We start from the raw sequence: 25,765 nt of genomic DNA, 5'->3' as shown, positions 1-25,765 counted from the left end.
CGGGCACCGGGGCACATGCTTCGGGAGGCGCGCCCAGGCGTGCCCAGGCGTGCCCAGGCGTCCTCAACCCTTGCCGAGCAGGTCCCCGGGGAACGCGCCCGCCTGCACCACCGCGCCGGCGAAGACGGTGCCCAGCTCCGTGAGCCGCGCCACGCCCTCCGCGCCGAGGTGTTCGTACGGCGCCCGGTCCAGGCGGTCGGTCCGCTCCTCGACCCCCGCCCGCAGTGCGACGCCCGCCTCCGTCAACTCGCCCTTGTCGTCGACGAGTCCGCGCCCGCGCAGCCGCTCGACGGCGGCGTCCCAGTCCTCCTGGGTCCAGCCGCGGGTGTTGAGGTTCCACTTGGGCGTCATGCTCTTGCCGGTGGCCGTGTGGCTCACCAGCGCCTCCACGGCGTCGAGTTCGGCGTCCAGGAGGGCGGCCAGGTGGCCGTCGCCCCGGTGCTCGCGCAGCAGCGTCGCCGCGTGCCAGTAGGCCAGGTGCGGCTCGTCGGGCACGGGCAGGGTGGCGTGCGCGGCGTACAGGGGGCGGCCGCTCGGCGAACACGCCTCCGCCGCCCTCAGGGCGAGCCGGGCCGCCTCCGCCATCTCCGGGGACGCCAGCGCCTCGTCCCCGAGCAGCCGCCGCAGGGTGGAGTCGACGGCGCGCAGCCGGGCGGCCAGCACGTCCTCGGGCGACGCGGTGCGCCATACGCCGGGCACGAACCGGGCGACGACGTCCGGCTTGTAGTTGTAGAACGCGGCGGTCACGGTGCCCGCCCCCACGGCTCCCATCGCCGCCGCCCGGATGGCGAAGTTGACGGCCTTCGGATGCGTGATGCCGAGCGCGGCCAGCTCGCGGCCCGCGTCGGGGGAGAAGTAGTGCGGGGTGTGGAAGGCGTTGAGCACGTTGTGGCAGCGCCGTCCCGCGCGCGGGGGCAGCGGTGTGCCGGTCGGCGCGGAAGTCGTCGAAGAGGTCATGCCCACACGTTACCGACTGGTCGGTATGACGTGAAGGCCGGTCGTGGCGCCGCCCTCGCCCCGCCAAGAGCATGGCAGGACCCCGCCACGGAACATGGCAGGAAAGGTGGGGTCCTCGTCATTGCGGCCACCCCGTCCCGGCCCAAGAATCAACGGCATGGAGCAGCGAACCGTCCTCGTCGTCCTCTTCGACGGCGTCCAGAGCCTCGACGTCACGGGTCCCATGGAGGTCTTCACGGGCGCGAGCCACTGCCACGGCCCCGACGAGGTCCCGTACCGGGTGCGCACCGCGTCCCTGGACGGCGCCCCCGTCCGGACGTCGAGCGGACTCACGCTGGTCCCGGACACGTCCCTGGCCGAGCTGACCGGCTCCTGCGGGCTGACCGGGCCCGCCGGGTTCGCCGAGGGCGCCGCGCCGCACACGCTCCTCGTCCCCGGCGGCGCCGGCACCCGCGCCGAGGACGCCGAGCTGGTCGCCTGGCTGCGGGCCCACGCGCCGCGCGCCCGGCGCCTGGTCTCGGTCTGCACCGGCGCGGTCCTGCTGGCCCGCGCGGGCCTGCTCGACGGCCGCCGCGCGACGACCCACTGGGCGTACTGCGACACCCTGGCCCGCGACCACCCGGAGATCGACGTGGACCCGGACCCCATCTACGTACGCGACGGCCATGTCGCGACCTCGGCGGGCGTGACGGCGGGCATCGATCTCGCGCTCGCGCTCGTCGAGGAGGACCTGGGCCGGGACACCGCGCTGACCGTGGCCCGCTACCTCGTGGTGTTCCTGCGCCGCCCGGGCAACCAGGCGCAGTTCAGCGCCCAGTTGTCGGCGCAGACCGCCCAGCGGGAGCCGCTGCGCGAGGTCCAGCAGTGGATCACCGAACACCCCGGGGGCGACCTCAGCGTGGACGCGCTGGCCGAGCGCGCCCGCCTTTCGCCCCGGCACTTCGCCCGCGCCTTCCAGGCGGAGACCGGCACGACCCCGGGCAAGTACGTCGAGCGCGTGCGCGTCGAGCACGCGCGCCGGCTCCTGGAGGACACCTCCGACGGGGTCGAGGAGGTCTCGCGCGCCTGCGGCTACGGCACCCCGGAGGCCATGCGCCGCGCCTTCGTCAAGGCGCTCGGCACGGCACCGGCCGAGTACCGCCGCCGCTTCCACAGCCCGCTCACCACGCACCCATGACCCCCTCCTGCCCCCCTCTGACCCGCTTTCGGCCCACTTCCGGCCCACCTTCGAGGAGTCCGCATGCAGATCGCCATCGCCCTGTACGAACGCTTCACCGCCCTGGACGCCATCGGCCCGTACCAGACACTGGGTGGCATCCCGGACGCCGAGGTCGTCTTCGTCGCCGAGCGGGCCGGGACCGTGCGTGACGACAGCGGCCGGCTCGCCCTCGTCGCCGACAAGACCTTCGACGAGGTGTCGCACCCGGACATCGTGGTGGTCCCCGGCGGCCCCGGACAGAGCGACCAGATGGAGAACGAGTCGCTGCTCGGCTGGCTGCGCACCGCCGACACCACCAGCACCTGGACGACGTCCGTGTGCACCGGCTCGCTGGCGCTCGCCGCCGCCGGACTCCTGAAGGGCCGCTCGGCGACCTCGCACTGGCTGGCCCTGGAGGAACTGGACCGGCTCGGCACGCGCTCCACGGGGCAGCGGGTGGTCTTCGACGGCAAGTACGTGACGGCGGCCGGGGTGTCCGCCGGCATCGACATGGGTCTCGCGCTCGTCGGCCGGATCGCGGGCGACGAACGGGCCCAGACCGTCCAGCTGATGATCGAGTACGACCCCCAGCCGCCCTACGACGCCGGATCCCCGGAGAAGGCGCCGGCCCACCTCGTCAGCATGTTCCGCGACCGCAGCCGATTCAACGACGAGGAGTCGGGCGCGGCGCCGGAGGGGGCCGAGGCCGGCCGACCGGCGTAACCCGGCGGGCCGCTACCGCTCCGGCGGCGTCCAGGCGAAGCGCGGCTGCCTGCGCTCCAGGAAGGCGGCGACACCCTCGGCGGTGTCGCCGCTCGCCCGCGTCTGCTCGGCCCAGTGGGCCTCCCGGCCTTCCGCACCGCCCGCGAACTCCTTCGCCGCCGCCTGCGTGAGCAGCGAGCGCGAGGCCAGGATCCGCGTGAACTCCTTGACGCGCGCGTCGAGTTCACCGGCGGGCAGCACCTCGTCCACGAGCCCGCTGCGCAGCGCCCGCGCCGCGTCGATCGACTCGCCGGAGAACAGCAGGTACTTGGCGGTCGAAGGGCCCACGAGAGCCACCAGACGCCGCGTCGTCGACGCCGGATAGACGATGCCCAGCTTCGCCGGTGTGACCGCGAACGCCGCGCCTGCGTCGGCGAACCGCAGGTCGCAGGCCGCCGCCAACTGGCAGCCGCCGCCCACGCAGTACCCGCGCACCGCCGCGAGCGTCGGCTTGGGGAACGCCGCCAGCGCCTCCTCGGCCCGCACCGCGAGCTCCTGGGCGCGGCCGGGCTCCGCGCGCAGCGAGGAGATGTCCGCGCCCGCGCAGAACGTGTCCCCGGCACCGGTGAGGACCAGCGTCCGCACGGCGGGGTCGGCGGCGAGCGCCGCGAGCAGCGGCGGCAGCGCGCGCCACATGTCCGCCGTCATGGCGTTGCGCTTGGCCGGATGGTCGATGACGACAGTGGCGACGCCGTCGGCGACGGCCTGCCGAAGCTGGGGCTCCATGCGCCGGATGCTATCCGCACCCACCGAACGTACGATCAAGAAGGGGCGGCTTCGCACGGCGGACGGAGGCGCTCGATGGGTTTCATGGGCAGGCACAAGCAGGCCGGTTCCGGCGGTCCCGGCACCGTCGACCAGGGGACCGGCCCCGCGGACCAGGGGGCCAGGCTCAGGCGCAGTCTCGGCTGGCTCGCCCTGCTCGGCGCGATCCTCGCCCTCGGCGGGATCGTCGGCATCGTGTACGCGGGGTTCGCCACGCTCACCTCGATGCTGCTGTTCGGCTGGCTGCTCCTGGTGGGCGGCATCGTCGGGCTGCTGCACGCGGTGCAGTCGCGCGGATCGAACTTCTTCTGGCTGGGGGTGGTGGTGGCCGCGCTGAACCTGGCGGCGGGTGTGGTCGTGATCCGCAGACCCGATGTGGCGGCGGAGGCGCTGACGATGTTCGCGGCGCTGCTCTTCCTCACCGGCGGGGTGTTCCGGCTCGTCGGCAGCCTGGTGGTGCGCGGCCCGCAGATGGCCGTGACGCTGCTGCAGGGCGCCTTCGGCGTGCTCCTGGCCGTGCTGGTGCTCGCCTCGTGGCCGAGCAGCAGCCAGTACGTCATCGGTACGTTCTTCTCCCTCGCGCTGCTCTTCGACGGGCTCGGCCTGGTCGCGACGGCGATCGGCGGCCGGCGCCTCATCAGCATGGTCACGCCCGACGGCGCACGGGACCCCGAAGCCGTACAAGCTGAAGAACCCTTGAAGGTAGAACAAGAAGGGCAGGAGCAGTCGCCCAACTGACGGCGGCATGCGAGCGCGATCAATTCCCGTCGATAGTCGCTGACTTCTGGTCAGTAGCGCGGTACGGACCAGTGCGTTACCAACACTCGACGTGTGGTGACTATCGAGCGCGAGGGCGGGGACCGGGCGATGGGCAACGACGGGAGAGGGTCGGACCCGCTCCCCGGGGGCGGTGGGCACGTGCCGTACGAGGGCGTGTGGCGGTTCACGGCCCCGGCCGTCGACGCCTCGGTGCCGCAGGCCCGGCACGCGGTGCGCGACCTGCTCGCGCGCCAGGGCGTGCCGGCGCCGGACGAGCTGGTGCAGGGACTGCTGCTGATCGTCTCCGAGCTCGTCACCAACGCCGTCCGGCACGCGGCGCTGCTGTCGCCGATGCTCGCCGTGGAGATCGCGGTGGGCGCCGAGTGGGTGCGGGTCTCCGTGGAGGACAACCACCCCTACCGCCCGACGGCCCTGGTGGCCGACTACGGCCAGACCGGCGGGCGCGGCCTGCTCCTGGTCCGCGAGATCACCCAGGAGGCGGGCGGCGCCTGCGACGTCGAGCACACGGCGAGCGGGGGCAAGGTCATCTGGGCGGCCCTGCCCCTGAAGCCGAACGGGGTCTGAGACCCGCGGGCCACGAGCCCGCCCGGCGGGCCCCGTCTACCAGCCCGCGCCCGGCCCCGTCAGCTCCTTGATGGCGGGCCGCGCCGCGTCCAGGACCGTCATGAACCACGCCGAGAACGGCCCCTTCGCGTGCCGCTCCGCCAGCTCCCCGGCCGTGACGAACGCCGTCTCGCCGACCTCGGTGGGGTCCGGGCGCAGCTCGGCCTGCACCATCCCCACGAAGAGGTGGTTGAACTCCTGCTCCACCAGGCCCGACTCCGGGTCCGGGTGGTTGTAGCGCACGGTGCCCGCCTCGGCGAGCAGCGACGGCGAGACGCCGAGCTCCTCGAAGGTGCGCCGGGCGGCGGCCGCGAACGGCGCCTCGCCCGGATACGGATGGCCGCAGCAGGTGTTGGACCAGACGCCGGGGGAGTGGTACTTGCCGAGCGCCCGCTGCTGGAGCAGCAGCCGGCCCTGCTCGTCGAAGAGGAAGACGGAGAACGCCCGGTGCAGCTGCCCGGGCGCCTGATGGGCGGCGAGCTTCTCCGCCGTGCCGATCGTCCTGCCGTCCTCGTCGACGAGTTCGAGCAAGATAGTTTCTCCGGTGCCGTTCGGCGAGCTGTTCGCCGCGGTGGCAGGTGTGATCGGCATACCCATCCTTCGCTTCGGTCTCGGATCTCAAGTCTGCCGTACGAGACCGGCACACCCGGCACTCCGGGAGCCCCGCATGTCCCGTCCCCGACGGCGGGGACGGGACACGGCGAGGCTCCCGGACGCCGCCGGGATCAGACTCCGAAGGCCGCCGGGTACGTGATCGTGCCGCGCGGCAGCGGCCCGGAATCACCGGCTCCGGGCGGCCCCGCCAGGGCGAGGGCCATCATGGCCTCGTCCGGCACCTCGAAACTTGGCCGGATTCCGTAGGCCGACGCCGGGGTGAAACCGAACCGCGGATAGTAGTCCGGGTGCCCGAGCACGAGCACCAGGTGCTCGCCACGGGCGCGTGCGGCGCGCAGCACGGCGCGCACGACCGCCGAACCGGCGCCCGTTCCCTGATGCGCCGGCAGCACGGCCACGGGCGCCAGGCACAGGGCCGGGGCGCCGTCCACGTGGCAGCGGGTGATCAGGGCGTGCGCCGCGACCTCCCCGGTCGCGGTCTCGGCGACGTACGAGAGCCCGTCGAGCCAGGCCGCGGGGTCCTCGCGAAGGGCGTCCACGAGGTCGGCCTCGGCCGGTGTCTCGAAGGCGGCGGCGTTCACGGCGTGCACGGCCGCGCGGTCGGCGCCGGACGCCGCCTCGGGCCGGGTGCGCCAGCCGTCGCCCGCCGGGCGCAGGGCGTAGCCCCTGTACCCGTACTCCGCGCCGTGCTCCCGGCGCATGGCGAGCTCCGCGCGGGTGGCGGCCAGGGCCTCGGCCATGCCGGGCGCCCCGGGGTCGGCCGCGTCCGCGCGGGCGCCGAGCGGGCCGTAGTACTCGTCCCAGTCGGACTCCGGCTGGGACACCGTGCCGAGCACCGCGTACCCGGCGGCGAGCGCGGCGCGGGTGTTCTCCTCGGGGGCGCGCAGCGGGTAGTGCGCGTCCCAGAAGGCGCGCGCCTCCTCGGACGGGGCGTCGGTGGTCCACTCGCACTCGGTGACGACGAGCGTCCCGCCGGGGGCGAGCAGTCGCCGCCAGGCGTCGAGGGCGGTGTCGAAGCCGATGCTGTAGACCGAGCTCTCGGCCCAGATCAGGTCGAACGAGCCGTCCGCGTAGGGGAGTTCCCCCATGTCCGCGCGGACGGTGTGCACGGAGTCGGCGAGCCCGCGGGCGTCCGCCGCCGCGCGCAGTTCGGCGAGGAACGGCTCGTGCAGATCGACGGCCGCGACCTCGGCGCCCGCCTCCGCGGCGAGCAGCAGGGCGGACCGGCCGGGGCCGCAGCCCAGGTCGAGCACGCGCGGACGGGCGGGCAGCTCACCGGCGAGGGCGAGCAGCGCGCGGGTGGTGGCGTCGGAGCCGGGACCCTGCCGCGGCAGGCCGTGGTGCAGGGAGAAGAAGGCGTCGGTGATCGCGTTCTGAGTCGACTTCTGAGTCAACGGAGGAAACCCTTTGAGTGAGAGGGCCCGGCCGAGCGAAAGGTCAGCCGTGGGCCCGGGATGCGGGGATGCACATGTCGCCGCGCGTGGCAGCGCCTACCGCGACAGTCATCAACCCACCTCCTGCACTCGTGTCCTCAAAGATCGCGTACCACTTTACCTCAGTGGCAGAGCCTCCTCAGTGGCAGAGGCCCTCAGTGGCAGAGCCTCGGCTCGTGCTCCGCGTGGCCGCCCGGCTCCAGCTGGAACGTGCAGTGCTGGACGTCGAAGTGGCCGCCCAGGCAGCCCTGCAGCTCGTGCAGCATCTTCTCGTGGCCGATGGCGGACAGCGTCTCGGAGCTCACGACGACGTGCGCGGAGAGGACCGGCATCCCCGACGTGATCGTCCAGGCGTGCAGGTCGTGGACGTCCTCGACGCCGGGCAGGGCCAGCATGTGGGCGCGCACCTCGGCCATGTCGACGCCCTTGGGCGCCGATTCGAGCAGGACGTTCAGCGTCTCCCGCAGCAGCTTCCAGGTGCGCGGGACGATCATGAGCCCGATGACGATCGAGGCGATGGGGTCCGCCGCCTGCCAGCCGCTGAGCAGGATGACCACGGCCGAGACGAGCACCGCCACCGAGCCGAGCGCGTCCGCGAGGACCTCCAGGAAGGCGCCGCGCACATTGAGGCTGTCCTGCTGGCCGCGCATCAGCAGCGACAGCGAGACGAGGTTCGCGACCAGGCCGATGAGACCGAAGACGATGGTGAGGCCGCCCTCGGTCTCGGCGGGCGTGACGAACCGCTGGATCGCCTCGTACAGGACGTATCCGCCGACGCCGAAGAGCAGCAGACAGTTGGCGAGGGCGGCCAGGATCTCGGCGCGGGCGTAGCCGAAGGTGCGGTTCTCGCTCGGCGGGCGGTTCGCGATGTGGATGGCGAACAGGGCCATGCCGAGGCCGAGCGCGTCCGTCGCCATGTGCGTCGCATCCGCGATCAGCGCGAGCGAATCCGCGACGATGCCGCCGACGATCTCCACCACCATGACGGTGAGCGTGATGGACAGCGCGATCCGCAGCCGGCCCTTGTAGGCGGCCGTGGCCGTGCCCTGGGCGGGCGGCGCGTGGCCGTGGTCGTGTCCAGCCCCCATGGTGCGGTCCTCCGTGTCGTCGGTGCACATGTTCGCGATCACAGTGAACTACGGGTGGGGGGTATCTGCAACATGCTCTTGGGAACCGTTGTCATATGCTCTGACCTGCGGAAACGTTCCGCAGGTCAGAGCGGTGAGCGCACCCGGCGGTGCTAGCCGCGGCGGGCCTCCGGGTGGCGCAGGCACCAGCCCGCCCACGCGGACTCCACCATCTCCCGCACCCCGCGCCGGGCGGCGAAGCCCAGTTCCTTCGCGGCAAGCCGTGCGTCCGCCACGGCGCGCGGCGCGTCACCCGCGCGGCGCGGCTCGACGAGGGGCGCGCGCCGGTCCCCGGTGACCTCCGCGATCACGGTGAGCAGTTCGCGTACGGAAACGCCCTCGCCGCGGCCGATGTTCACCGTCAGATCGGTGCCCGGCTCGGCCGTCCTGCGGGCGGCGGCGAGGTGGGCCTCGGCGAGGTCGCTGACGTGGATGTAGTCGCGCACGCAGGTGCCGTCCGGCGTGGGGTGGTCGGTGCCGAAGATGCGCGGGGCCTCGTCGCGGGTGAGGCGGTCGAAGACCATCGGGATCACGTTGTAGACCCCGGTGTCGGCGAGCTCGGGGCTCGCGGCGCCCGCCACGTTGAAGTAGCGCAGCGACGTCGTGGTGATCCCGTGCGCCCGCCCCGCCGCCCGCACCAGCCACTCGCCGGCCAGCTTCGTCTCGCCGTACGGGCTCACGGGCGCACAGGGCGTGTCCTCGGAGACCAGCTCGGCGTCCGGCGGGTTGCCGTACACCGCCGCCGACGACGAGAAGACGAACCGCCCGACCCCCGCGTCCACCACCGCCTCCAGGAGCGTCGTCAGGCCCCCGATGTTCTCCCGGTAGTAACGCAGCGGCTGCTCCACCGACTGGCCGACCTGTTTGCGGGCCGCGAGATGCACCACACCCGTGACCGCGTGCTCGGCGAGCACCCGCCGCACCAGCTCGCCGTCGAGCGAAGTGCCCCGTATCAGAGGAATGTCCGCGGGCAGCCGCTCGGGCATCCCGGAGGAGACGTCGTCCAGGACGACCACCCGCTCACCGGCCCCGGCCATGACCCGCGCCACATGCGCCCCGATATATCCCGCTCCACCTGTGATCAGCCATGTCATGGCAGTCCACCTTAGGCGGGCTTGGGCGGGTGTGGGCCCCACGGTTTGTGGCCGCGGGCCGCTTTCGACCATGATGATCGTGGCGATCACAGAGGGCGCGGCGCAGCCAGACCGCGTTGATCGGGGCGTGAACGGGCGGTGAACGCCTGCTTCCATTCATCCGATAGCCTCAGCCGACACGCCGCCCGGCCGCCTCGCTGCCAGGGCGCCCCCGTCACGCACGTGCCCGCGCGAGCCGCGCCGGGAATCAAGGAGTGAGTTCGTCTGTCGACCGCCATCCTCACCGGCCGGCCGGTGCCCGGTTCGCCGCTCGAAGGCGATCTGCGGTCCCTCGGCTTCGACGTGCGGACCGCCCCCGACGCGGCGTCCCCCGAAGAGCTCGCGGCCCTGCTGCGCGACCTGCCCGCGGGCGAGCGCGTCGCCGTCGTGGACACCCGCTTCGTCGGCCATGTGCACGCGCTGCGGCTCGGCCTGACCGACCCGCGCTTCCCGGTGTCCGCGGTGCCCGGCGCCATGACCGCGCAGGCCGGGGCGCGCGGAGAGCTGATGTCCGTGCTGCGTACGGCAGTTGGGGCCACGCCCGACGGCGGCGGCACGGGTCTGACGCCCGCCCCCGAGCAGGCCGTGCCCGACCGCCTCGCCGCCGCCCTCGAAGCCGGCGGTGTCGACGTGCACCGCCCTGAGCTCGGCACCCTCGTCGCGGTCGTCGCCGACGACCCGGAGGCCCGCAACACCGCGCGCCAGGCCGTCGCCGCCGTCGACGACGAGGCGGTCCGCCTGCGCGGCGCCGTGAAGGCCCGCGACGGCTTCTTCACCACGTACTGCATCAGCCCGTACTCCCGCTACCTCGCCCGCTGGTGCGCCCGGCGCGGGTTCACCCCGAACCAGGTCACCACCGCGTCGCTGCTGACCGCGCTCATCGCGGCCGGCTGCGCGGCGACCGGCACCCGCGGCGGCTTCATCGCCGCGGGACTGCTGCTCCTGTTCTCCTTCGTCCTGGACTGCACGGACGGCCAGCTCGCCCGTTACTCGCTGCAGTACTCCACCCTCGGCGCCTGGCTCGACGCGACCTTCGACCGCGCCAAGGAGTACGCCTACTACGCGGGCCTCGCGCTCGGCGCCGCCCGCGGCGGTGATGACGTATGGGCGCTCGCGCTCGGCGCGATGGTCCTGCAGACCTGTCGGCACGTCGTCGACTTCTCCTTCAACGAGGCGAACCACGACGCGACCGCCAACACCAGCCCCACGGCCGCCCTCTCGGACAAGCTCGACAGCGTCGGCTGGACGGTCTGGGTGCGCCGGATGATCGTGCTGCCGATCGGTGAGCGGTGGGCCCTGATCGCCGTGCTCACCGCCGTCACCACGCCCCGCGTCACCCTGGTCGTCCTGCTCGTCGGCTGCTCCCTCGCGGCCTGCTACACCACCGCGGGCCGGGTGCTGCGCTCGCTGACCCGCAAGGCCACCCGCACCGACCGGGCCGCGCGGGCGCTCGCCGACCTCGCCGACAACGGCACGCTCGCCTCCTCCTTCGCCGCCCTGCGGCGCGGCGGCCCGCTGCCCGCCCCCGTCCTCGCCTTCCTGGGCGGCGCCGCCGTCGTCGCTGTGGCCGCCTGCACGTCCTACGGCAGCCCCTGGGTGGTCGTCGCCGCCGTGATCTACGTCATCACGTCGGGCCTCGCGCTCGCGCGCCCCCTCAAGGGCGCCCTGGACTGGCTGGTTCCGCCGTTCTTCCGCGTCGCCGAGTACGGCACCGTGCTGGTACTGGCCGCCAAAGCGGACGTGAACGGCGCTCTTCCGGCAGCTTTCGGTCTGGTGGCCGCGGTCGCCTACCATCACTACGACACGGTGTACCGCATCAAGGGCGGCACCGGCGCGCCCCCGCGCTGGCTGGTGCGGGCGATCGGCGGCCAAGAAGGCAGGACCCTGGTGGTCGCGCTGGCCGCCGCCGTACTGCACGACACAGATTTCACCGTCGCGCTCACGGCTCTCGCCGTGGCCGTGGCACTCGTGGTGCTCGTCGAGAGCATCCGCTTCTGGGTGACCGCTCACAAGCGTGGCGCACCCGCCGTACACGATGAAGGAGAACCCGCATGATCGGCCTCGTGCTGGCGGCCGGCGCCGGACGGCGTCTTCGCCCTTACACGGACACCCTGCCCAAGGCCCTGGTGCCCGTCGACGGCGACACCACCATCCTCGACCTGACGCTCGGCAACTTCGCCGAGATCGGTCTCACCGAGGTCGCGATCATCGTCGGTTACAAGAAGGAGGCCGTCTACGACCGCAAGGCGGCCCTGGAGGCGAAGTACGGCCTCAAGCTGACCCTCATCGACAACGACAAGGCCGAGGAGTGGAACAACGCCTACTCCCTGTGGTGCGGACGTGACGCGATCAAGCACGACGTGATCCTCGCCAACGGCGACACCGTGCACCCGGTCTCCGTCGAGAAGACGCTGCTCGCCGCCCGCGGCAACGGCCAGAAGATCATCCTCGCCCTCGACACCGTGAAGCAGCTCGCGGACGAGGAGATGAAGGTCATCGTGGACGCCGAGAAGGGCGTGCAGCGCATCACCAAGCTGATGGACCCGGCCGAGGCCACCGGCGAGTACATCGGCGTCACCCTCATCGAGGGCTCCGCCGCCGACGAGCTGGCCGACGCCCTGAAGACCACCTTCGAGCGCGACCCCGACCTCTACTACGAGGACGGCTACCAGGAGCTCGTCAACCGCGGCTTCAAGGTCGACGTGGCGCCGATCGGCGACGTCAAGTGGGTCGAGATCGACAACCACGACGACCTCGCCAAGGGGCGTGAAATCGCGTGCCAGTACTGACGAGGCTCATCCCCTCGCCGGTCGTCGTCGACATCCGGGCGGGGGCGCTCAACGACCTGGCGAGCGTCCTCGCCGACCAGCGGATCTGCTCGGCGACCGGCAAGCTGGCCGTCGCCATCAGCGGCGGCTCCGGCGCGGTGCTGCGCGCGCAGCTCGAGCCGTCGCTGCCGAACGCGGAGTGGTTCGAGGTCGGCGGCGGCACGCTCGACGACGCCATCAAGCTCGCCGACGCCATGAAGAAGGGCCGCTACGACGCGGTCGTGGGCCTCGGCGGCGGCAAGATCATCGACTGTGCCAAGTTCGCCGCGGCGCGCGTCGGCCTGCCGCTGGTCGCCGTCGCGACGAACCTGTCGCACGACGGCCTGTGCTCGCCCGTCGCGACCCTCGACAACGACGCCGGCCGCGGCTCGTACGGCGTGCCGACCCCGATCGCCGTCGTCATCGACCTCGACGTCATCCGCGAGGCCCCGGTCCGCTTCGTGCGCTCCGGCATCGGCGACGCCCTGTCCAACATCTCCGCGATCCGCGACTGGGAGCTCGCCGCCCGCGAGCGCGGCGAGGACATCGACGGCCTCGCCGCCGCGATGGCCCGCCAGGCCGGCGAGGCGGTCCTGCGCCATCCCGGCGGCGTCGGCGACGACGGCTTCCTGCAGGTGCTCGCCGAGGGCCTGGTCCTCACCGGCATCGCCATGTCCGTCTCGGGCGACTCCCGCCCGGCGTCCGGTGCCTGCCACGAGATCAACCACGCCTTCGACCTGCTGTTCCCGAAGCGCGCGGCGAGCCACGGCGAGCAGTGCGGCCTCGGCGCGGCCTTCGCGATGCACCTGCGCGGTGCCCGCGAGGAGTCGGCGTTCATGGCCGAGGTGCTGCGCCGCCACGGCCTGCCCGTCCTGCCGGAGGAGATCGGCTTCACCGTGGACGAGTTCGTCCAGGTCGTGGAGTACGCGCCGCAGACCCGGCCGGGCCGCTACACCATCCTCGAGCACCTCAATCTGAACCACGACCAGATCAAGGACGCATACGCCGACTATGCCAAGGCCATCGGTAGCTGAACTCCGGCCCGTCGTTCACCCCGCCGGGGTGAAGGACCGCCGCAGCGGTGAGCACTGGGCGGGACGCCTGTACATGCGAGAGATCTCGCTGCGCTGCGACCGCTACCTGGTGAACACCAGGATCACGCCCAACCAGCTCACTTATCTGATGACCGTCGCGGGCGTCCTGGCCGCCCCGGCCCTGCTGGTCCCGGGGATCTGGGGCGCCGTGCTCGGCGTCGTCGCGGTCCAGCTCTATCTGCTGCTCGACTGCGTCGACGGCGAGATCGCCCGCTGGCGCAAGCAGTACTCGATGTCCGGGGTGTACCTGGACCGTGTCGGCGCCTACCTGTGCGACGCCGCGGTCCTGGTCGGCTTCGGCCTGCGCGCCGCCGACCTGTGGGGCTCGGGCCGGATCGACTGGCTGTGGGCCTTCCTCGGCACCCTGGCCGCCCTCGGCGCGATCCTGATCAAGGCGGAGACCGACCTCGTCGCCGTCGCCCGGCACCAGCAGGGCATGGCGCCGGTGCAGGAGTCGGCGGCCGAGCCGCGCACGTCCGGTGTGGCCCTGGCCCGCAAGGCCGCCGCCGCGCTGAAGTTCCACCGCCTCATCCTCGGCATCGAGGCGTCCCTGCTGATCCTGGTCATCGCCGTCGTGGACCAGATCCGGGGAGACCTGTTCTTCTCCCGCCTCGGTGTCGCCGTCCTCGCCGGCATCGCGCTCCTGCAGACCCTGCTGCACCTCGTGTCCATCCTCGCCTCTAGCAGGCTGAAGTGAGCCAGGCACAGCAGAGCCAGCAGGGCCAGCAGCTGAAGGTCGGCGCGGTCGTCATCACCATGGGCAACCGCCCGCAGGAGCTGCGCGCCCTCCTCGACTCGGTCGCCAAGCAGGACGGCGACCGGATCGAGGTGGTCGTCGTCGGCAACGGCGCCCCCGTACCGGACGTGCCCGACGGCGTGCGCACCATAGAACTGCCCGAGAACCTGGGCATCCCCGGCGGACGCAACGTGGGCATCGAGGCATTCGGCCCCGGCGGCACCGACGTCGACATCCTGCTCTTCCTCGACGACGACGGACTGCTCGCCCGCACGGACACCGCCGAGCTCTGCCGCGAAGCCTTCGCGGCGGCCCCGGAACTCGGGATCGTCTCCTTCCGCATCGCCGACCCGGACACCGGTGTCACCCAGCGCCGCCACGTGCCGCGCCTGCGCGCCTCCGACCCGATGCGGTCCTCGCGCGTGACGACGTTCCTCGGCGGCGCCAACGCCGTGCGCACCGCCGTCCTCAAGGAGGTCGGCGGCCTGCCCGACGCCTTCTTCTACGCGCACGAGGAGACCGACCTCGCCTGGCGCGCCCTGGACGCGGGCTGGATGATCGACTACCGCGCCGACATGGTGCTGTTCCACCCCACCACGGCCCCCTCCCGGCACGCGGTCTACCACCGCATGGTGGCCCGCAACCGCGTCTGGCTGGCCCGCCGCAACCTGCCCGCCCTCCTCGTGCCGGTGTACCTCGGCGTCTGGCTCCTGCTGACCCTCGCCCGGCGCCCCTCGCGGCCCGCCCTGAAGGCATGGTTCGGCGGCTTCCGCGAGGGCTGGACCAGCTCCTGCGGACCCCGGCGCCCCATGAAGTGGCGTACGGTGTGGCGCCTGACCCGACTGGGCCGCCCTCCCGTCATCTGACAAGCTCGGATCTGAGAATATTCGGGCCGTATCCCGGTCCCTGGTCCCCCACGCCCACGCCCGACCGGCCGCGCATCTGAAGACGAAAGTTTCCCTTCGTGAGTGAGACAACGCAGGACGGTGGAGTCGCGGTGACCGCGCCACCGTCGCCCGACGACGGGCTCTCCCCCGCCGAGCTGGCGGCCAAGTACGGCCTGTCCGTCAGCGGCGCCCGTCCCGGTCTGATCGAGTACGTCCGCCAGCTCTGGGGACGGCGCCACTTCATCCTCGCCTTCTCCCAGGCGAAGCTCACCGCCCAGTACAGCCAGGCCAAGCTCGGCCAGCTCTGGCAGGTGGCGACACCGCTGCTCAACGCGCTCGTCTACTTCCTCATCTTCGGCCTGATCCTCAAGGCCGACCGGGGCATGGAACGGGAGGTGTACATCCCGTTCCTCGTGACCGGCGTCTTCGTCTTCACCTTCACGCAGAGCTCGGTGATGGCGGGCGTCCGGGCGATCTCGGGCAACCTGGGCCTGGTGCGCGCCCTGCACTTCCCGCGGGCCTCGCTGCCCGTCTCGTTCTCGCTCCAGCAGCTCCAGCAGCTGCTGTTCTCGATGATCGTGCTGTTCGTCGTGGCGGTCGGCTTCGGCAGCTATCCGCGCCTGTCGTGGCTGCTGATCCTGCCCGTCCTCGTGCTGCAGTTCCTCTTCAACACCGGGCTCGCGCTGATCATGGCCCGGCTCGGCAGCAAGACCCCGGACCTCGCGCAGCTCATGCCCTTCGTGATGCGCACCTGGATGTACGCCTCGGGCGTGATGTTCTCCATCCCGGTGATGCTCAAGGAACACCCGGCGTGGATCGCGGACATCCTGCAGTGGAACCCGGCCGCCATCTACATGGACCTGATGCGCTTCGCGCTCATCGACGGCTACGGCTCGGAGAACCTGCCTCCGCACGTCTGGGCGGTCGCGGCCGGCTGGGCCGCGCTCGTCGCGGTGGGCGGCTTCGTGTACTTCTGGAAGGCTGAGGAGCGCTACGGCCGTGGCTGACGACAAGCTCGACAAGACCGACCGGACCGACCGGAACGCAGGCAAGGGGCACATCCCCACCGTCATCGCCGACGAGCTGCACATCGTCTACCGCGTCAACGGCGCGAAGACGGGCAAGGGCAGCGCCACCTCCGCGCTGAGCCGCATCATCAGGCGCGGCGAGGAGCGCGGCGTCCGCAAGGTGCACGCCGTGCGCGGCGTCAGCTTCACCGCCTACCGCGGCGAGGCCATCGGCCTGATCGGCTCGAACGGCTCCGGCAAGTCCACCCTGCTGCGCGCCATCGCCGGCCTCCTCCCGGCCGAGCAGGGCAAGGTCTACACCGACGGCCAGCCCTCGCTGCTCGGTGTGAACGCGGCCCTGATGAACGACCTGACCGGCGAGCGCAACGTGATCCTCGGCGGGCTCGCCATGGGCATGAGCCGCGAGCAGATCAGGACGCGCTACCAGGAGATCGTCGACTTCTCGGGCATCAACGAGAAGGGCGACTTCATCACCCTGCCGATGCGCACCTACTCCTCCGGCATGGCCGCCCGCCTGCGGTTCTCCATCGCGGCGGCCAAGGACCACGACGTCCTGATGATCGACGAGGCCCTCGCCACCGGCGACCGCAAGTTCCAGAAGCGCTCCGAGGCCCGCATCCGCGAGCTGCGCAAGGAGGCGGGCACGGTCTTCCTGGTCAGCCACAACAACAAGTCGATTCGGGACACCTGCGACCGCGTGCTCTGGCTGGAGCGGGGCGAACTGCGGATGGACGGACCGACCGACGAGGTCATCAAGGAGTACGAGAAGTTCACCGGTAAGTAGCCGGATGGCCGTACCTTCGCTGCGGCCGAACGGAGCAGGGCCCCGCCGGGACGTCCGGGCGGGGCCCTGACCCGTTTTCAGACAACACCCGACTCTCAAGTCACGGGAGTTCGGGGAAGATTGAAGCCAATCGGTGCGTTCTTGTGATGCGCTGAACACCCCGACGACCCGGTGTGCGCTGTACAACGTAAGCTGTACCGGTGCTGATTCGCGGCAAGTGGGGCGATATCGCGCGGCACCGAGGCGCCGGGCACGGTCCGCCGCGAGGGGGTCAGGGCGGCGTGTCCGAAATAGGATGTATTGGGTCGGCAGTGTAGAACGGGAGATGTGACGGCAATGGCTACGGACGATCTCCGGCTCCGCGATGCGTCCGCCGTCCTCGACAAAGCCGCGGACGAGAACTTCCCCGTGGCCCCCTTCTTCCTCCCGCGCGCCTGGCGCGAGGACCTGATGGCCGTGTACGGCTACGCCCGCCTGGTCGACGACATCGGCGACGCCGACCTCGACCGCGGCGGCGCCCACGCCCGCTACCTCGGCGCGGACCCGGCGGCGGCCGGCGACCCGCTCGCCCTGCTCGACGCCTTCGAGGCCGACCTGCGCAGGGTCTTCGCCGCGGGCCAGGACCCCGGCCACCCGCTGCTGCGGGCCCTGGTGCCCACCGTGCGCCGCCGGAGCCTGACCCCCGAGCCCTTCCTCGCCCTGATCGCGGCGAACCGCCAGGACCAGCTCGTCAAGCGGTACGAGACCTACGACGACCTCGTGGCCTACTGCGAGCTGTCGGCGAACCCGGTCGGCCGTCTGGTCCTCGCCATCACCGGCACCGCGACGCCCGAGCGTGTCCGCCTCTCGGACTCCGTGTGCACCGCGCTGCAGATCGTGGAGCACCTCCAGGACGTGCGCGAGGATCTGGGCCGCGACCGCGTCTATCTGCCCGCACAGGACATGAAGCGGTTTCATGTCCAGGAGCGGGATCTCGCTGTCGCTACGGCAGGCGCGTCGGTGCGCGCACTGGTTGCATATGAAGCGGAACGCGCCCATCGCCTCCTGAATGAAGGCACCCCCCTGGTGGGTAGCGTCCACGGCAGGCTGAAGCTGCTGCTTGCCGGGTTCGTCGCAGGGGGGAGGGCGACGGTCGCCGCGATCGCCGCCGCCGGATTCGACGTACTTCCAAGGCCGCCGAAGCCCACGAAGCCGCGTTTGCTGCGCGAGGTGGGAGCGGTTCTGCGAGGAGAGGGGTGAGCCGGACCGTGGAGTCAGAACCTCGCGTGTCCGCGCCGGTACTCGCCGCATACAGCTATTGCGAGACCGTGACGGGGCAGCAGGCACGCAATTTCGCGTACGGCATCAGGTTGCTGCCGACGCCCAAGCGGCGGGCGATGTCCGCGCTCTACGCGTTCTCGCGGCGCGTGGACGACATCGGCGACGGCACTCTGGCGCCGGACGTGAAGGGGGCGCGGCTCGACGAGACCAGGGCCCTGCTCACCCGCGTCCGCGACGGCGCGGTGGCGGAGGACGACACCGACCCGGTGGCCGTGGCGCTCAGCCACGCGGCCCGGCACTTCCCGATCCCGCTCGGCGGGCTCGACGAACTGATCGACGGCGTCCTGATGGACGTGCGCGGCGAGACGTACGAGACCTGGGAGGACCTGAAGGTCTACTGCCGCTGCGTCGCCGGCGCCATCGGGCGCCTGTCGCTCGGTGTGTTCGGTACGGAACCGGGGGCGCTGCACGCGGAGCGCGCGCCGGAGTATGCCGACACGCTCGGTCTCGCGCTCCAACTCACCAACATTCTCCGGGACGTTCGCGAGGACGCCCTGGAGGGGCGCACCTATCTGCCCGCCGACGATCTCGCGAAGTTCGGCTGCTCCAGCGGGTTTTCGCGCCCCGAGCCGCCGGCCGGGTCGGACTTCGCGGGCCTGGTCCACTTCGAAGTCCGCCGCGCCCGGGCCCTGTTCGCCGAGGGCTACCGGCTGCTTCCCATGCTCGACCGGCGCAGCGGCGCCTGTGTGGCGGCGATGGCGGGCATCTACCGCCGGTTGCTCGATCGCATCGAGCGGGAGCCGGAAGCGGTCCTTCGGGGCCGCGTTTCATTGCCCGGACGCGAGAAGGCGTACGTCGCCGTGCGCGGCCTGTCCGGCCTCGACACGCGAAGCGTCTCCCGGGGCACCGTCAGGAGGCGTACCTGATGCGCATCCACGGCGGAGCAACCGCAGGCGCGGCGCCTCGCCCCAAGTGGCGGGCAACCCTCCGCATGACCTTGGCGTCCCAGACTGCAACTGCCGAAAGGGAGGGCGCATGAGGCAGGACGACAGCAGGCCCGAAGGGGGCGCCGACGGCCCCGGGAAACGCGCGTCCGCCGTCGTCGTGGGCGGCGGTCTGGCGGGCATCACCTCCGCCCTCGCCCTCGCCGACGCGGGCCTGGACGTCACGCTGCTCGAAGGCCGCCCGCGGCTCGGCGGACTCGCTTTCTCCTTCCAGCGCGGCGAGCTGACCGTCGACAACGGCCAGCACGTCTACCTGCGCTGCTGCACCGCCTACCGGTGGTTCCTCGACCGCGTCGAGGGCGCGCACCTGGCGCCGCTGCAGGAACGTCTCGACGTACCCGTGCTCGACGCCGACCGGCATCGGCTCGGGCGGCTGCGCCGCACCGCGCTGCCCGTGCCGCTGCACCTGGCCGCGAGCCTCGCCACATACCCGCATCTGTCGCTCGCCGAGCGCGCCAACGTGGGCCGCGCGGCGCTCGCCCTCAAGGGACTCGACCCGGCCGACCCGGCGCTCGACAGCCAGGACTTCGGCAGCTGGCTGGCGGCCCACGGTCAGTCGAAGCGCGCCGTCGAGGCCCTGTGGGACCTCGTGGGAGTCGCCACCCTCAACGCCGTCGCGGGCGATGCCTCGCTGGGTCTCGCCGCGATGGTGTTCAAGACCGGGCTGCTCTCCGACCCGGGCGCCGCCGACATCGGCTGGGCGCGGGTGCCCCTCGGTGACATCCATGACGGGCTCGCCCGCAAGGCGCTCGACTCGGCGGGCGTGCGTACCGAACTGCGAACACGTGTCACCTCCATCTCTCGTAGTGAGAACGGGAGTTGGCGCGTCGAGGTTCCCGGCGAGGCCATCGAGGCGGACACCGTGGTGCTCGCGGTGGCCCAGGCCGAGACCCACGATCTGCTCCCGGACGGCGCCCTGGACGAGCCCGACCGGCTGCTCGGCATCGACACCGCGCCCATCCTGAACGTCCACGTCGTGTACGACAGGAAGGTGCTCAAGAAGCCCTTCTTCGCCGCGCTCGGCACCCCCGTGCAGTGGGTCTTCGACCGGACCGAGGCGTCCGGCCTCGCGGCGGGCCAGTATCTGGCGCTGTCGCAGTCGGCCGCCCAGGACGAGATCGACGCACCCGTCGCGGCGCTCAGAGAGCGCTATCTGCCGGAGCTCGAGCGCCTGCTGCCCGCCGCGCACGGCGCGCGGGTCCTCGATTTCTTCGTGACCCGGGAGCGCACGGCGACGTTCGCGCCGACCCCGGGCGTCGGCCGCCTGCGGCCGGGCGCGCACACCAACGAAGCCGGGCTCTACCTGGCCGGCGCGTGGACCGCCACCGGCTGGCCCGCGACCATGGAAAGCGCCGTACGCAGCGGAATCACCGCGGCCCGTGCCGCCCTGACCGCCCTCGACCGCCCGCATGACCATCTCTTCGAGGAGGCGGCGTGAAGCTCGACCTGCTGGGGCCCCAGCCCCACGAACCCCGCACCGGAACCAGAGGAGAGACCGTGCCGACTGTGCCCTCGGCCGAACCGGCCGCCGTGGACGTGACCGCGCTGCTCGAGCGCGGCCGGACGCTGGCAACCCCGGTGCTGCGGTCAGCGGTGGACCGCCTCGCGCCGCCCATGGACACCGTCGCCGCCTACCACTTCGGCTGGATCGACGCCGAGGGCAACCCGGCCGTCGGCGACGGGGGCAAGGCCGTGCGCCCGGCGCTCGCGCTGCTCTCCGCGGAGGCCGCGGGCGCCACCCCGGAGACCGGCGTGCCCGGCGCGGTCGCCGTCGAACTGGTGCACAACTTCTCGCTCCTGCACGACGACCTGATGGACGGCGACGAGCAGCGCCGGCACCGCGACACGGTGTGGAAGGTGCACGGCCCTGCGCAGGCCATCCTCGTCGGCGACGCGCTTTTCGCCCTCGCCAACGAGATCCTGCTCGAACTCGGCACCGTCGAGGCGGGCCGCGCGACGCGCCGCCTGACCACCGCGACCCGTGCCCTCATCGACGGGCAGGCACAGGACATCTCCTACGAGCACCGCGAGCGGGTCACCGTCGAGGAGTGCCTGGAGATGGAGGGCAACAAGACGGGCGCGCTGCTCGCCTGCGCGTGCTCCATCGGCGCGGTACTCGGCGGCGCCGACGACGCCACCGCCGACACCCTGGAGAAGTACGGCTACCACCTCGGTCTCGCCTTCCAGGCCGTCGACGACCTGCTCGGCATCTGGGGCGATCCGGAGGCCACCGGCAAGCAGACGTGGAGCGACCTGCGCCAGCGCAAGAAGTCCCTGCCCGTCGTCGCCGCGCTGGCCGCGGGCGGCCCCGCCTCCGAGCAGCTCGGCGAGCTGCTCGCCGCCGACGCCAAGAGCAACGACTTCGACAGCTTCTCCGAGGAGGAGTTCGCCGCGCGCGCCGCCCTGATCGAGGAGGCGGGCGGCCGCGAGTGGACCGCCGAGGAGGCGCGACGGCAGCACGCCGTCGCCATCGAGGCCCTGGACGCGGTCCAGATGCCGGACCAGGTGCGGGCGCAGCTCACCGCGCTCGCCGACTTCGTCGTCGTACGAAAGAGATGATCACTATCGCCCCCAACTGAATCGCAGTCGCCGGCCGGTGTCCCTCCAGGGCCCCGGCCGACGGCGGACCCAGCAGAGAAGAAGCACTGCGTAGAAGGGGAAGCCATGACAGCGACGACCGACGGAAGCACCGGAGCGGTGACGCCCCGAGCGGCCTCGGCCACCGGAACGACCGACACCACGCCCGCGGCGGCCGGGGCACTCGACGCCGCCACGCGCGCCATGCAACGCTCCACCGATTTCCTTCTTTCCCGCCAGGACGCCCAGGGATGGTGGAAGGGCGACCTGGAAACCAATGTGACCATGGACGCCGAGGACCTGCTGCTCCGTCAGTTCCTGGGCATCCAGGACGAGTCGACGACGCGGGCCGCCGCGCTGTTCATCCGCGGCGAGCAGCGCGACGACGGCACCTGGGCCACCTTCTTCGGCGGGCCCGGCGAACTCTCCACCACCATCGAGGCGTACGTCGCGCTGCGGCTCGCCGGCGACGCCCCCGACGAGCCGCACATGGCCAGGGCGTCCGCCTGGATCCGGGAGCAGGGCGGCATCGCGTCGGCGCGCGTCTTCACCCGGATCTGGCTCGCCCTCTTCGGCTGGTGGAAGTGGGACGACCTGCCCGAGCTGCCGCCCGAACTTATTTACTTTCCCAAGTGGTTTCCGCTCAACATCTATGACTTCGGCTGCTGGGCGCGGCAGACGATAGTGCCCCTCACCATTGTGTCCGCCAAGCGCCCGGTACGTCCCGCGCCCTTCCCTCTGGACGAGCTGCACACCGACGCGCGCGTACCGAACCCCGCCAAACCCCTTGCTCCGATTGCCAGTTGGGACGGCGTCTTTCAGCGCCTGGACAAGGCGCTGCACATCTACCACAAGGTCGCGCCGCGCGGTGTGCGCAAGGCGGCGATGAACAGCGCCGCACGCTGGATCATCGAACGGCAGGAGAACGACGGCTGCTGGGGCGGCATCCAGCCGCCCGCCGTGTACTCGATCATCGCGCTGCATCTGCTCGGCTACGACCTCGACCACCCGGTCCTGAAGACCGGCCTGGAGTCCCTCGACCGGTTCGCCGTGTGGCGCGAGGACGGCGCGCGGATGATCGAGGCATGCCAGTCCCCGGTGTGGGACACCTGCCTGGCGACGATCGCGCTCGCCGACGCCGGTGTGCCCGCCGACCACCCGGGGCTCGTCAAGGCCGCGGACTGGATGCTGGGCGAGCAGATCGTGCGGCCCGGCGACTGGTCCGTGCGCAGGCCGGGCCTCACCCCGGGCGGCTGGGCCTTCGAGTTCCACAACGACAACTACCCCGACATCGACGACACCGCCGAGGTCGTCCTCGCGCTGCGCCGCGTCGCGCATCCGGACAAGCCGCGCCTCGAGAACGCCATCGACCGCGGCGTGCGCTGGAACCTCGGCATGCAGTCGAGGAACGGCGCCTGGGCCGCCTTCGACGTGGACAACACCAGCGCCTTCCCCAACCGCCTGCCGTTCTGCGACTTCGGCGAGGTCATCGACCCGCCGTCCGCCGACGTCACCGCGCACGTCGTGGAGATGCTGGCGTACGAGGGGAAGTCGCACGACCCGCGCACCCGGCGCGGCGTCGAGTGGCTGCTCGCCGAACAGGAGGCGAACGGCGCCTGGTTCGGGCGCTGGGGCGTCAACTACATCTACGGCACCGGCTCGGTGCTGCCCGCCCTGACCGCCGTCGGGCTGCCCGGCTCGCACCCGGCGATCCGGCGCGCGGTGGCCTGGCTGGAGTCGGTGCAGAACGACGACGGCGGCTGGGGCGAGGACCTGCGCTCCTACCGCCAGGAGCGGTGGATCGGGCACGGCGCGTCCACGGCCTCGCAGACCGCCTGGGCGCTGATCGGGCTGCTCGCGGCCGGCGAGCGGGACTCCAAGGCGGTGGAGCGCGGCATCGCGTGGCTCGCCGAGGCACAGCGCGACGACGGCTCCTGGGACGAGCCGTACTTCACCGGCACCGGGTTCCCCTGGGACTTCTCCATCAACTACCACCTCTACCGGCAGGTCTTCCCGCTGACCGCGCTCGGCCGGTACGTCAACGGAGAGCCGCTCGCCGGCGGCTCCGGCAAGGGGAGCTGATGTCCGTATCCCCGGCTCAGCCGGGCACCGCACCGCTCCTCGTCGCCTGCGCGCTCGGCATCGAGCACCTCGCCCTGCGCACCGGCGACCGGGGCGGCGCGCGCGGGCCGATGACCGTCCTGCGGACGGGCATGGGCCCCAAGGCCGCCGAGCGCGCCGTCTCGCAGGCGCTCGGCAAGCCGTCCCTGCACGACGCGGCCGTCGTCGCCACCGGCTTCTGCGCCGGCCTGGCCCCCGGGATGCACCCCGGTGACCTGGTCGTCGCCGACGAGACCCGGCACGACGGCGGCCGCACGCCCTGCGTCGGCACCGAGCTCCTGGTCGAGGAGCTGGTGCGGGCGCTGCCTCGCCGCACCGTGCACACGGGGCCGCTCACCGGCTCCGACCATGTCGTCCGCGGCCACGAACGCGGCGACCTGCTGGCCACGGGCGCGATCGCGGTGGACATGGAGTCCGCCGTCACGCTGCACAGCGCCGTCACGGCGGGGCCCCGGCCGGTTGCGGCCGTCCGGGTGGTCGTGGACGCCCCACAGCACGAACTCGTACGAATCGGCACGGTGCGCGGTGGAATATCGGCCTTCCGCGTTCTCCGTGCCGTGCTTCCCGCTTTCTTCGAATGGCACCGTTCTTCGCTGCTCCCCCGGAGGTGAGCCAGATGGCCATGCCGCTGCGCCAGTCCATCAAGGTCGCGACGTATTTGATGGAACAGAAGCTGCGCAAGCGGGACAAGTTCCCGCTGATCGTCGAGTTGGAGCCGCTTTTCGCGTGCAATTTGAAGTGTGAGGGCTGCGGCAAGATCCAGCACCCGGCCGGGGTGCTCAAGCAGCGGATGCCGGTGGCCCAGGCCGTCGGCGCCGTCCTTGAGTCCGGTGCGCCGATGGTGTCGATCGCCGGCGGCGAACCGCTGATGCATCCTCAGATCGATGAGATCGTGCGGCAGTTGGTGGCGAAGAAGAAATACGTCTTCCTTTGCACCAACGCCATGCTGATGCGCAAGAAGATGGACAAGTTCAAGCCCTCGCCGTACTTCGCGTTCGCCGTGCACATCGACGGAATGCGGGAGCGGCACGACGAGTCCGTGGCGAAGGAGGGGGTGTTCGACGAGGCGGTGGAGGCCATCAAGGAGGCCAAGCGGCGCGGCTTCCGGGTCACCACCAATTCCACCTTCTTCAACACGGACACCCCGCAGACGATCATTGAGGTCCTGAACTTCCTCAATGACGACCTCAAGGTCGACGAGATGATGCTGTCGCCGGCCTACGCCTACGAGAAGGCGCCCGACCAGGAGCACTTCCTCGGTGTGGAGCAGACCCGCGAGCTGTTCAAGAAGGCTTTCGCGGGCGGCAACCGGCGGCGCTGGCGGCTGAACCACTCGCCGCTGTTCCTCGATTTCCTCGAGGGCAAGGTCGACTTCCAGTGCACGGCGTGGGCGATCCCCAACTACTCGCTCTTCGGCTGGCAGCGCCCCTGCTATCTGATGAGCGACGGGTACGTGCCCACGTACCGGGAGCTGATCGAGGAGACCGACTGGGCCAAGTACGGCCGCGGCAAGGACGACCGGTGCGCCAACTGCATGGCGCACTGCGGCTACGAGCCGACCGCCGTGCTCGCCACCATGGGCTCCCTCAAGGAGTCCCTGCGGGCCATGCGCGAGACCGTCTCCGGGAACCGGTGACGTCATGAGCCCAGGAGTGCCCGTCGCCCTGGGCCTCCCGGAGCTGCCGGTCCGGCCGATCGCCGGGCGCCGCGTCTCGCGGCGCATCGAGGTCGGTTCGGTGGCTGTCGGCGGGGATGCGCCGGTGTCGGTGCAGTCGATGACGACGACGCGTACGTCGGACATCGGGGCGACGTTGCAGCAGATCGCGGAGTTGACGGCGTCGGGGTGCCAGATCGTGCGTGTCGCTTGCCCCACGCAGGATGATGCGGATGCGTTGGCGGTGATCGCGCGGAAGTCGCAGATTCCGGTGATCGCGGATATTCACTTCCAGCCGAAGTATGTGTTCGCGGCGATCGATGCCGGGTGTGCGGCGGTGCGGGTGAATCCGGGGAACATCAAGCAGTTCGACGACAAGGTGAAGGAGATCGCGCGGGCGGCGAACGATGCGGGGACGCCGATCCGGATCGGTGTGAACG

The 25,765-nt window shown here is 71.7% G+C and carries 25 protein-coding genes; 19 read left to right on the top strand and 6 right to left on the bottom strand.

Annotated features, from left to right (window positions below; genetic code table 11):
- Positions 1-63 precede the first annotated feature (63 nt).
- A complete protein-coding gene (locus tag STRAU_RS05685; RefSeq protein WP_052028967.1) occupies positions 64-957 on the bottom strand; it encodes an SCO6745 family protein in 894 nt (297 codons plus the stop codon).
- Positions 958-1,114: 157 nt separating this feature from the next.
- Between STRAU_RS05685 and STRAU_RS05680 the strand changes: the two genes are divergently transcribed.
- Together STRAU_RS05680 and STRAU_RS05675 are read left to right on the top strand one after the other, a co-directional pair.
- The gene (locus STRAU_RS05680; RefSeq protein WP_016639289.1) at positions 1,115-2,134 is read left to right on the top strand and encodes a GlxA family transcriptional regulator; all 1,020 of its coding nucleotides are present in this window, start codon (positions 1,115-1,117) and stop codon (positions 2,132-2,134) included.
- 63 nt (positions 2,135-2,197) lie between these two features.
- Complete coding sequence (locus STRAU_RS05675; protein WP_016639288.1) at positions 2,198-2,878, top strand: DJ-1/PfpI family protein; 681 nt, start codon at positions 2,198-2,200, stop codon at positions 2,876-2,878.
- Between the two features lie 12 nt (positions 2,879-2,890).
- Here the strand turns inward: STRAU_RS05675 and STRAU_RS05670 are convergent, their stop codons facing one another.
- Positions 2,891-3,643, bottom strand: coding sequence for an enoyl-CoA hydratase/isomerase family protein (locus STRAU_RS05670; protein WP_016639286.1), 753 nt, complete (start codon positions 3,641-3,643; stop codon positions 2,891-2,893).
- 84 nt (positions 3,644-3,727) lie between these two features.
- Here STRAU_RS05670 and STRAU_RS05665 point away from each other — a divergent pair, with 84 nt between their 5' ends.
- The gene (locus STRAU_RS05665; RefSeq protein ID WP_052028968.1) at positions 3,728-4,420 is read left to right on the top strand and encodes an HdeD family acid-resistance protein; all 693 of its coding nucleotides are present in this window, start codon (positions 3,728-3,730) and stop codon (positions 4,418-4,420) included.
- A gap of 93 nt (positions 4,421-4,513) precedes the next feature.
- Positions 4,514-5,026, top strand: a complete 513-nt coding sequence (locus STRAU_RS05660) for an ATP-binding protein (RefSeq protein ID WP_078620981.1) — start codon at positions 4,514-4,516, stop codon at positions 5,024-5,026.
- A gap of 36 nt (positions 5,027-5,062) precedes the next feature.
- Here STRAU_RS05660 and idi read toward each other — a convergent pair whose 3' ends face one another.
- The 4 genes from idi to galE form a co-directional block, all read right to left on the bottom strand.
- Entirely contained in the window at positions 5,063-5,656 is a 594-nt protein-coding gene (idi, locus tag STRAU_RS05655; protein WP_037657722.1) for an isopentenyl-diphosphate Delta-isomerase, read from the bottom strand.
- Between the two features lie 134 nt (positions 5,657-5,790).
- A complete protein-coding gene (locus STRAU_RS05650; RefSeq protein WP_016639283.1) occupies positions 5,791-7,074 on the bottom strand; it encodes a bifunctional class I SAM-dependent methyltransferase/N-acetyltransferase in 1,284 nt (427 codons plus the stop codon).
- Positions 7,075-7,268: 194 nt separating this feature from the next.
- Positions 7,269-8,201, bottom strand: a complete 933-nt coding sequence (locus STRAU_RS05645) for a cation diffusion facilitator family transporter (protein ID WP_037657735.1) — start codon at positions 8,199-8,201, stop codon at positions 7,269-7,271.
- 152 nt (positions 8,202-8,353) lie between these two features.
- Positions 8,354-9,334 (bottom strand): UDP-glucose 4-epimerase GalE, encoded by a 981-nt coding sequence (gene galE / locus STRAU_RS05640; protein WP_016639281.1) that lies wholly within the window; start codon positions 9,332-9,334, stop codon positions 8,354-8,356.
- 264 nt (positions 9,335-9,598) lie between these two features.
- On the opposite strand from galE, the gene STRAU_RS05635 reads away from it, so the two are divergent.
- The 15 genes from STRAU_RS05635 to STRAU_RS05565 all read left to right on the top strand — a co-directional run.
- Complete coding sequence (locus STRAU_RS05635) at positions 9,599-11,428, top strand: DUF5941 domain-containing protein (RefSeq protein WP_037657720.1); 1,830 nt, start codon at positions 9,599-9,601, stop codon at positions 11,426-11,428.
- Positions 11,425-12,162 (top strand): phosphocholine cytidylyltransferase family protein, encoded by a 738-nt coding sequence (locus tag STRAU_RS05630; protein ID WP_016639279.1) that lies wholly within the window; start codon positions 11,425-11,427, stop codon positions 12,160-12,162. The genes STRAU_RS05635 and STRAU_RS05630 overlap by 4 nt, the downstream gene beginning before the upstream one ends.
- The gene (locus STRAU_RS05625; RefSeq protein WP_016639278.1) at positions 12,150-13,214 is read left to right on the top strand and encodes an iron-containing alcohol dehydrogenase family protein; all 1,065 of its coding nucleotides are present in this window, start codon (positions 12,150-12,152) and stop codon (positions 13,212-13,214) included. The genes STRAU_RS05630 and STRAU_RS05625 overlap by 13 nt, the downstream gene beginning before the upstream one ends.
- Positions 13,192-13,971, top strand: coding sequence for a CDP-alcohol phosphatidyltransferase family protein (locus tag STRAU_RS05620; RefSeq protein WP_078620980.1), 780 nt, complete (start codon positions 13,192-13,194; stop codon positions 13,969-13,971). The genes STRAU_RS05625 and STRAU_RS05620 overlap by 23 nt, the downstream gene beginning before the upstream one ends.
- Before the next feature lie 32 nt (positions 13,972-14,003).
- Entirely contained in the window at positions 14,004-14,876 is an 873-nt protein-coding gene (locus STRAU_RS05615; protein ID WP_037657733.1) for a glycosyltransferase family 2 protein, read from the top strand.
- A gap of 98 nt (positions 14,877-14,974) precedes the next feature.
- Positions 14,975-15,904, top strand: coding sequence for an ABC transporter permease (locus tag STRAU_RS05610; protein ID WP_037657718.1), 930 nt, complete (start codon positions 14,975-14,977; stop codon positions 15,902-15,904).
- On the top strand, positions 15,897-16,709 hold the full coding sequence (locus tag STRAU_RS05605) for an ABC transporter ATP-binding protein (protein WP_016639274.1): 813 nt from the start codon (positions 15,897-15,899) through the stop codon (positions 16,707-16,709). Before STRAU_RS05610 ends, STRAU_RS05605 begins: the two co-directional genes overlap by 8 nt.
- A gap of 336 nt (positions 16,710-17,045) precedes the next feature.
- On the top strand, positions 17,046-17,948 hold the full coding sequence (hpnC, locus tag STRAU_RS05600) for a squalene synthase HpnC (protein ID WP_037657716.1): 903 nt from the start codon (positions 17,046-17,048) through the stop codon (positions 17,946-17,948).
- Entirely contained in the window at positions 17,945-18,895 is a 951-nt protein-coding gene (gene hpnD / locus STRAU_RS05595) for a presqualene diphosphate synthase HpnD (RefSeq protein ID WP_037657714.1), read from the top strand. Before hpnC ends, hpnD begins: the two co-directional genes overlap by 4 nt.
- A 109-nt stretch (positions 18,896-19,004) precedes the next feature.
- On the top strand, positions 19,005-20,411 hold the full coding sequence (hpnE, locus tag STRAU_RS05590) for a hydroxysqualene dehydroxylase HpnE (RefSeq protein WP_016639271.1): 1,407 nt from the start codon (positions 19,005-19,007) through the stop codon (positions 20,409-20,411).
- Positions 20,408-21,532: a polyprenyl synthetase family protein gene (locus STRAU_RS05585; RefSeq protein WP_016639270.1), complete on the top strand. Its 1,125-nt coding sequence runs from the start codon at positions 20,408-20,410 to the stop codon at positions 21,530-21,532. Before hpnE ends, STRAU_RS05585 begins: the two co-directional genes overlap by 4 nt.
- Before the next feature lie 105 nt (positions 21,533-21,637).
- Complete coding sequence (gene shc, locus STRAU_RS05580; RefSeq protein WP_016639269.1) at positions 21,638-23,632, top strand: squalene--hopene cyclase; 1,995 nt, start codon at positions 21,638-21,640, stop codon at positions 23,630-23,632.
- Complete coding sequence (locus tag STRAU_RS05575) at positions 23,632-24,282, top strand: phosphorylase family protein (RefSeq protein ID WP_016639268.1); 651 nt, start codon at positions 23,632-23,634, stop codon at positions 24,280-24,282. The genes shc and STRAU_RS05575 overlap by 1 nt, the downstream gene beginning before the upstream one ends.
- A gap of 5 nt (positions 24,283-24,287) precedes the next feature.
- Complete coding sequence (hpnH, locus tag STRAU_RS05570; RefSeq protein ID WP_016639267.1) at positions 24,288-25,307, top strand: adenosyl-hopene transferase HpnH; 1,020 nt, start codon at positions 24,288-24,290, stop codon at positions 25,305-25,307.
- 4 nt (positions 25,308-25,311) lie between these two features.
- Positions 25,312-25,765 (top strand): flavodoxin-dependent (E)-4-hydroxy-3-methylbut-2-enyl-diphosphate synthase (locus STRAU_RS05565; RefSeq protein ID WP_037657728.1); only part of this gene is annotated, 454 nt, incomplete at its 3' end.

This window comes from Streptomyces aurantiacus JA 4570, assembly GCF_000414115.1.
Classification (GTDB): domain Bacteria; phylum Actinomycetota; class Actinomycetes; order Streptomycetales; family Streptomycetaceae; genus Streptomyces; species Streptomyces aurantiacus_A.
This window is presented reverse-complemented; position numbering and strand designations above follow the sequence as displayed.

Excerpts from the sequence above, each read along its gene's own strand:
- STRAU_RS05685 (WP_052028967.1), bottom strand. The coding sequence starts at position 957 with ATGACCTCTTCGACGACTTCCGCGCCGACCGGCACACCGCTGCCCCCG.
- STRAU_RS05680 (WP_016639289.1), top strand. The coding sequence starts at position 1,115 with ATGGAGCAGCGAACCGTCCTCGTCGTCCTCTTCGACGGCGTCCAGAGC.
- STRAU_RS05675 (WP_016639288.1), top strand. The coding sequence starts at position 2,198 with ATGCAGATCGCCATCGCCCTGTACGAACGCTTCACCGCCCTGGACGCC.
- STRAU_RS05670 (WP_016639286.1), bottom strand. The coding sequence starts at position 3,643 with ATGGAGCCCCAGCTTCGGCAGGCCGTCGCCGACGGCGTCGCCACTGTC.
- STRAU_RS05665 (WP_052028968.1), top strand. The coding sequence starts at position 3,728 with ATGGGCAGGCACAAGCAGGCCGGTTCCGGCGGTCCCGGCACCGTCGAC.
- idi (WP_037657722.1), bottom strand. The coding sequence starts at position 5,656 with ATGCCGATCACACCTGCCACCGCGGCGAACAGCTCGCCGAACGGCACC.
- STRAU_RS05645 (WP_037657735.1), bottom strand. The coding sequence starts at position 8,201 with ATGGGGGCTGGACACGACCACGGCCACGCGCCGCCCGCCCAGGGCACG.
- galE (WP_016639281.1), bottom strand. The coding sequence starts at position 9,334 with ATGACATGGCTGATCACAGGTGGAGCGGGATATATCGGGGCGCATGTG.
- STRAU_RS05630 (WP_016639279.1), top strand. The coding sequence starts at position 11,425 with ATGATCGGCCTCGTGCTGGCGGCCGGCGCCGGACGGCGTCTTCGCCCT.
- STRAU_RS05620 (WP_078620980.1), top strand. The coding sequence starts at position 13,192 with ATGCCAAGGCCATCGGTAGCTGAACTCCGGCCCGTCGTTCACCCCGCC.
- hpnC (WP_037657716.1), top strand. The coding sequence starts at position 17,046 with ATGGCTACGGACGATCTCCGGCTCCGCGATGCGTCCGCCGTCCTCGAC.
- hpnE (WP_016639271.1), top strand. The coding sequence starts at position 19,005 with ATGAGGCAGGACGACAGCAGGCCCGAAGGGGGCGCCGACGGCCCCGGG.
- shc (WP_016639269.1), top strand. The coding sequence starts at position 21,638 with ATGACAGCGACGACCGACGGAAGCACCGGAGCGGTGACGCCCCGAGCG.
- STRAU_RS05575 (WP_016639268.1), top strand. The coding sequence starts at position 23,632 with ATGTCCGTATCCCCGGCTCAGCCGGGCACCGCACCGCTCCTCGTCGCC.
- hpnH (WP_016639267.1), top strand. The coding sequence starts at position 24,288 with ATGGCCATGCCGCTGCGCCAGTCCATCAAGGTCGCGACGTATTTGATG.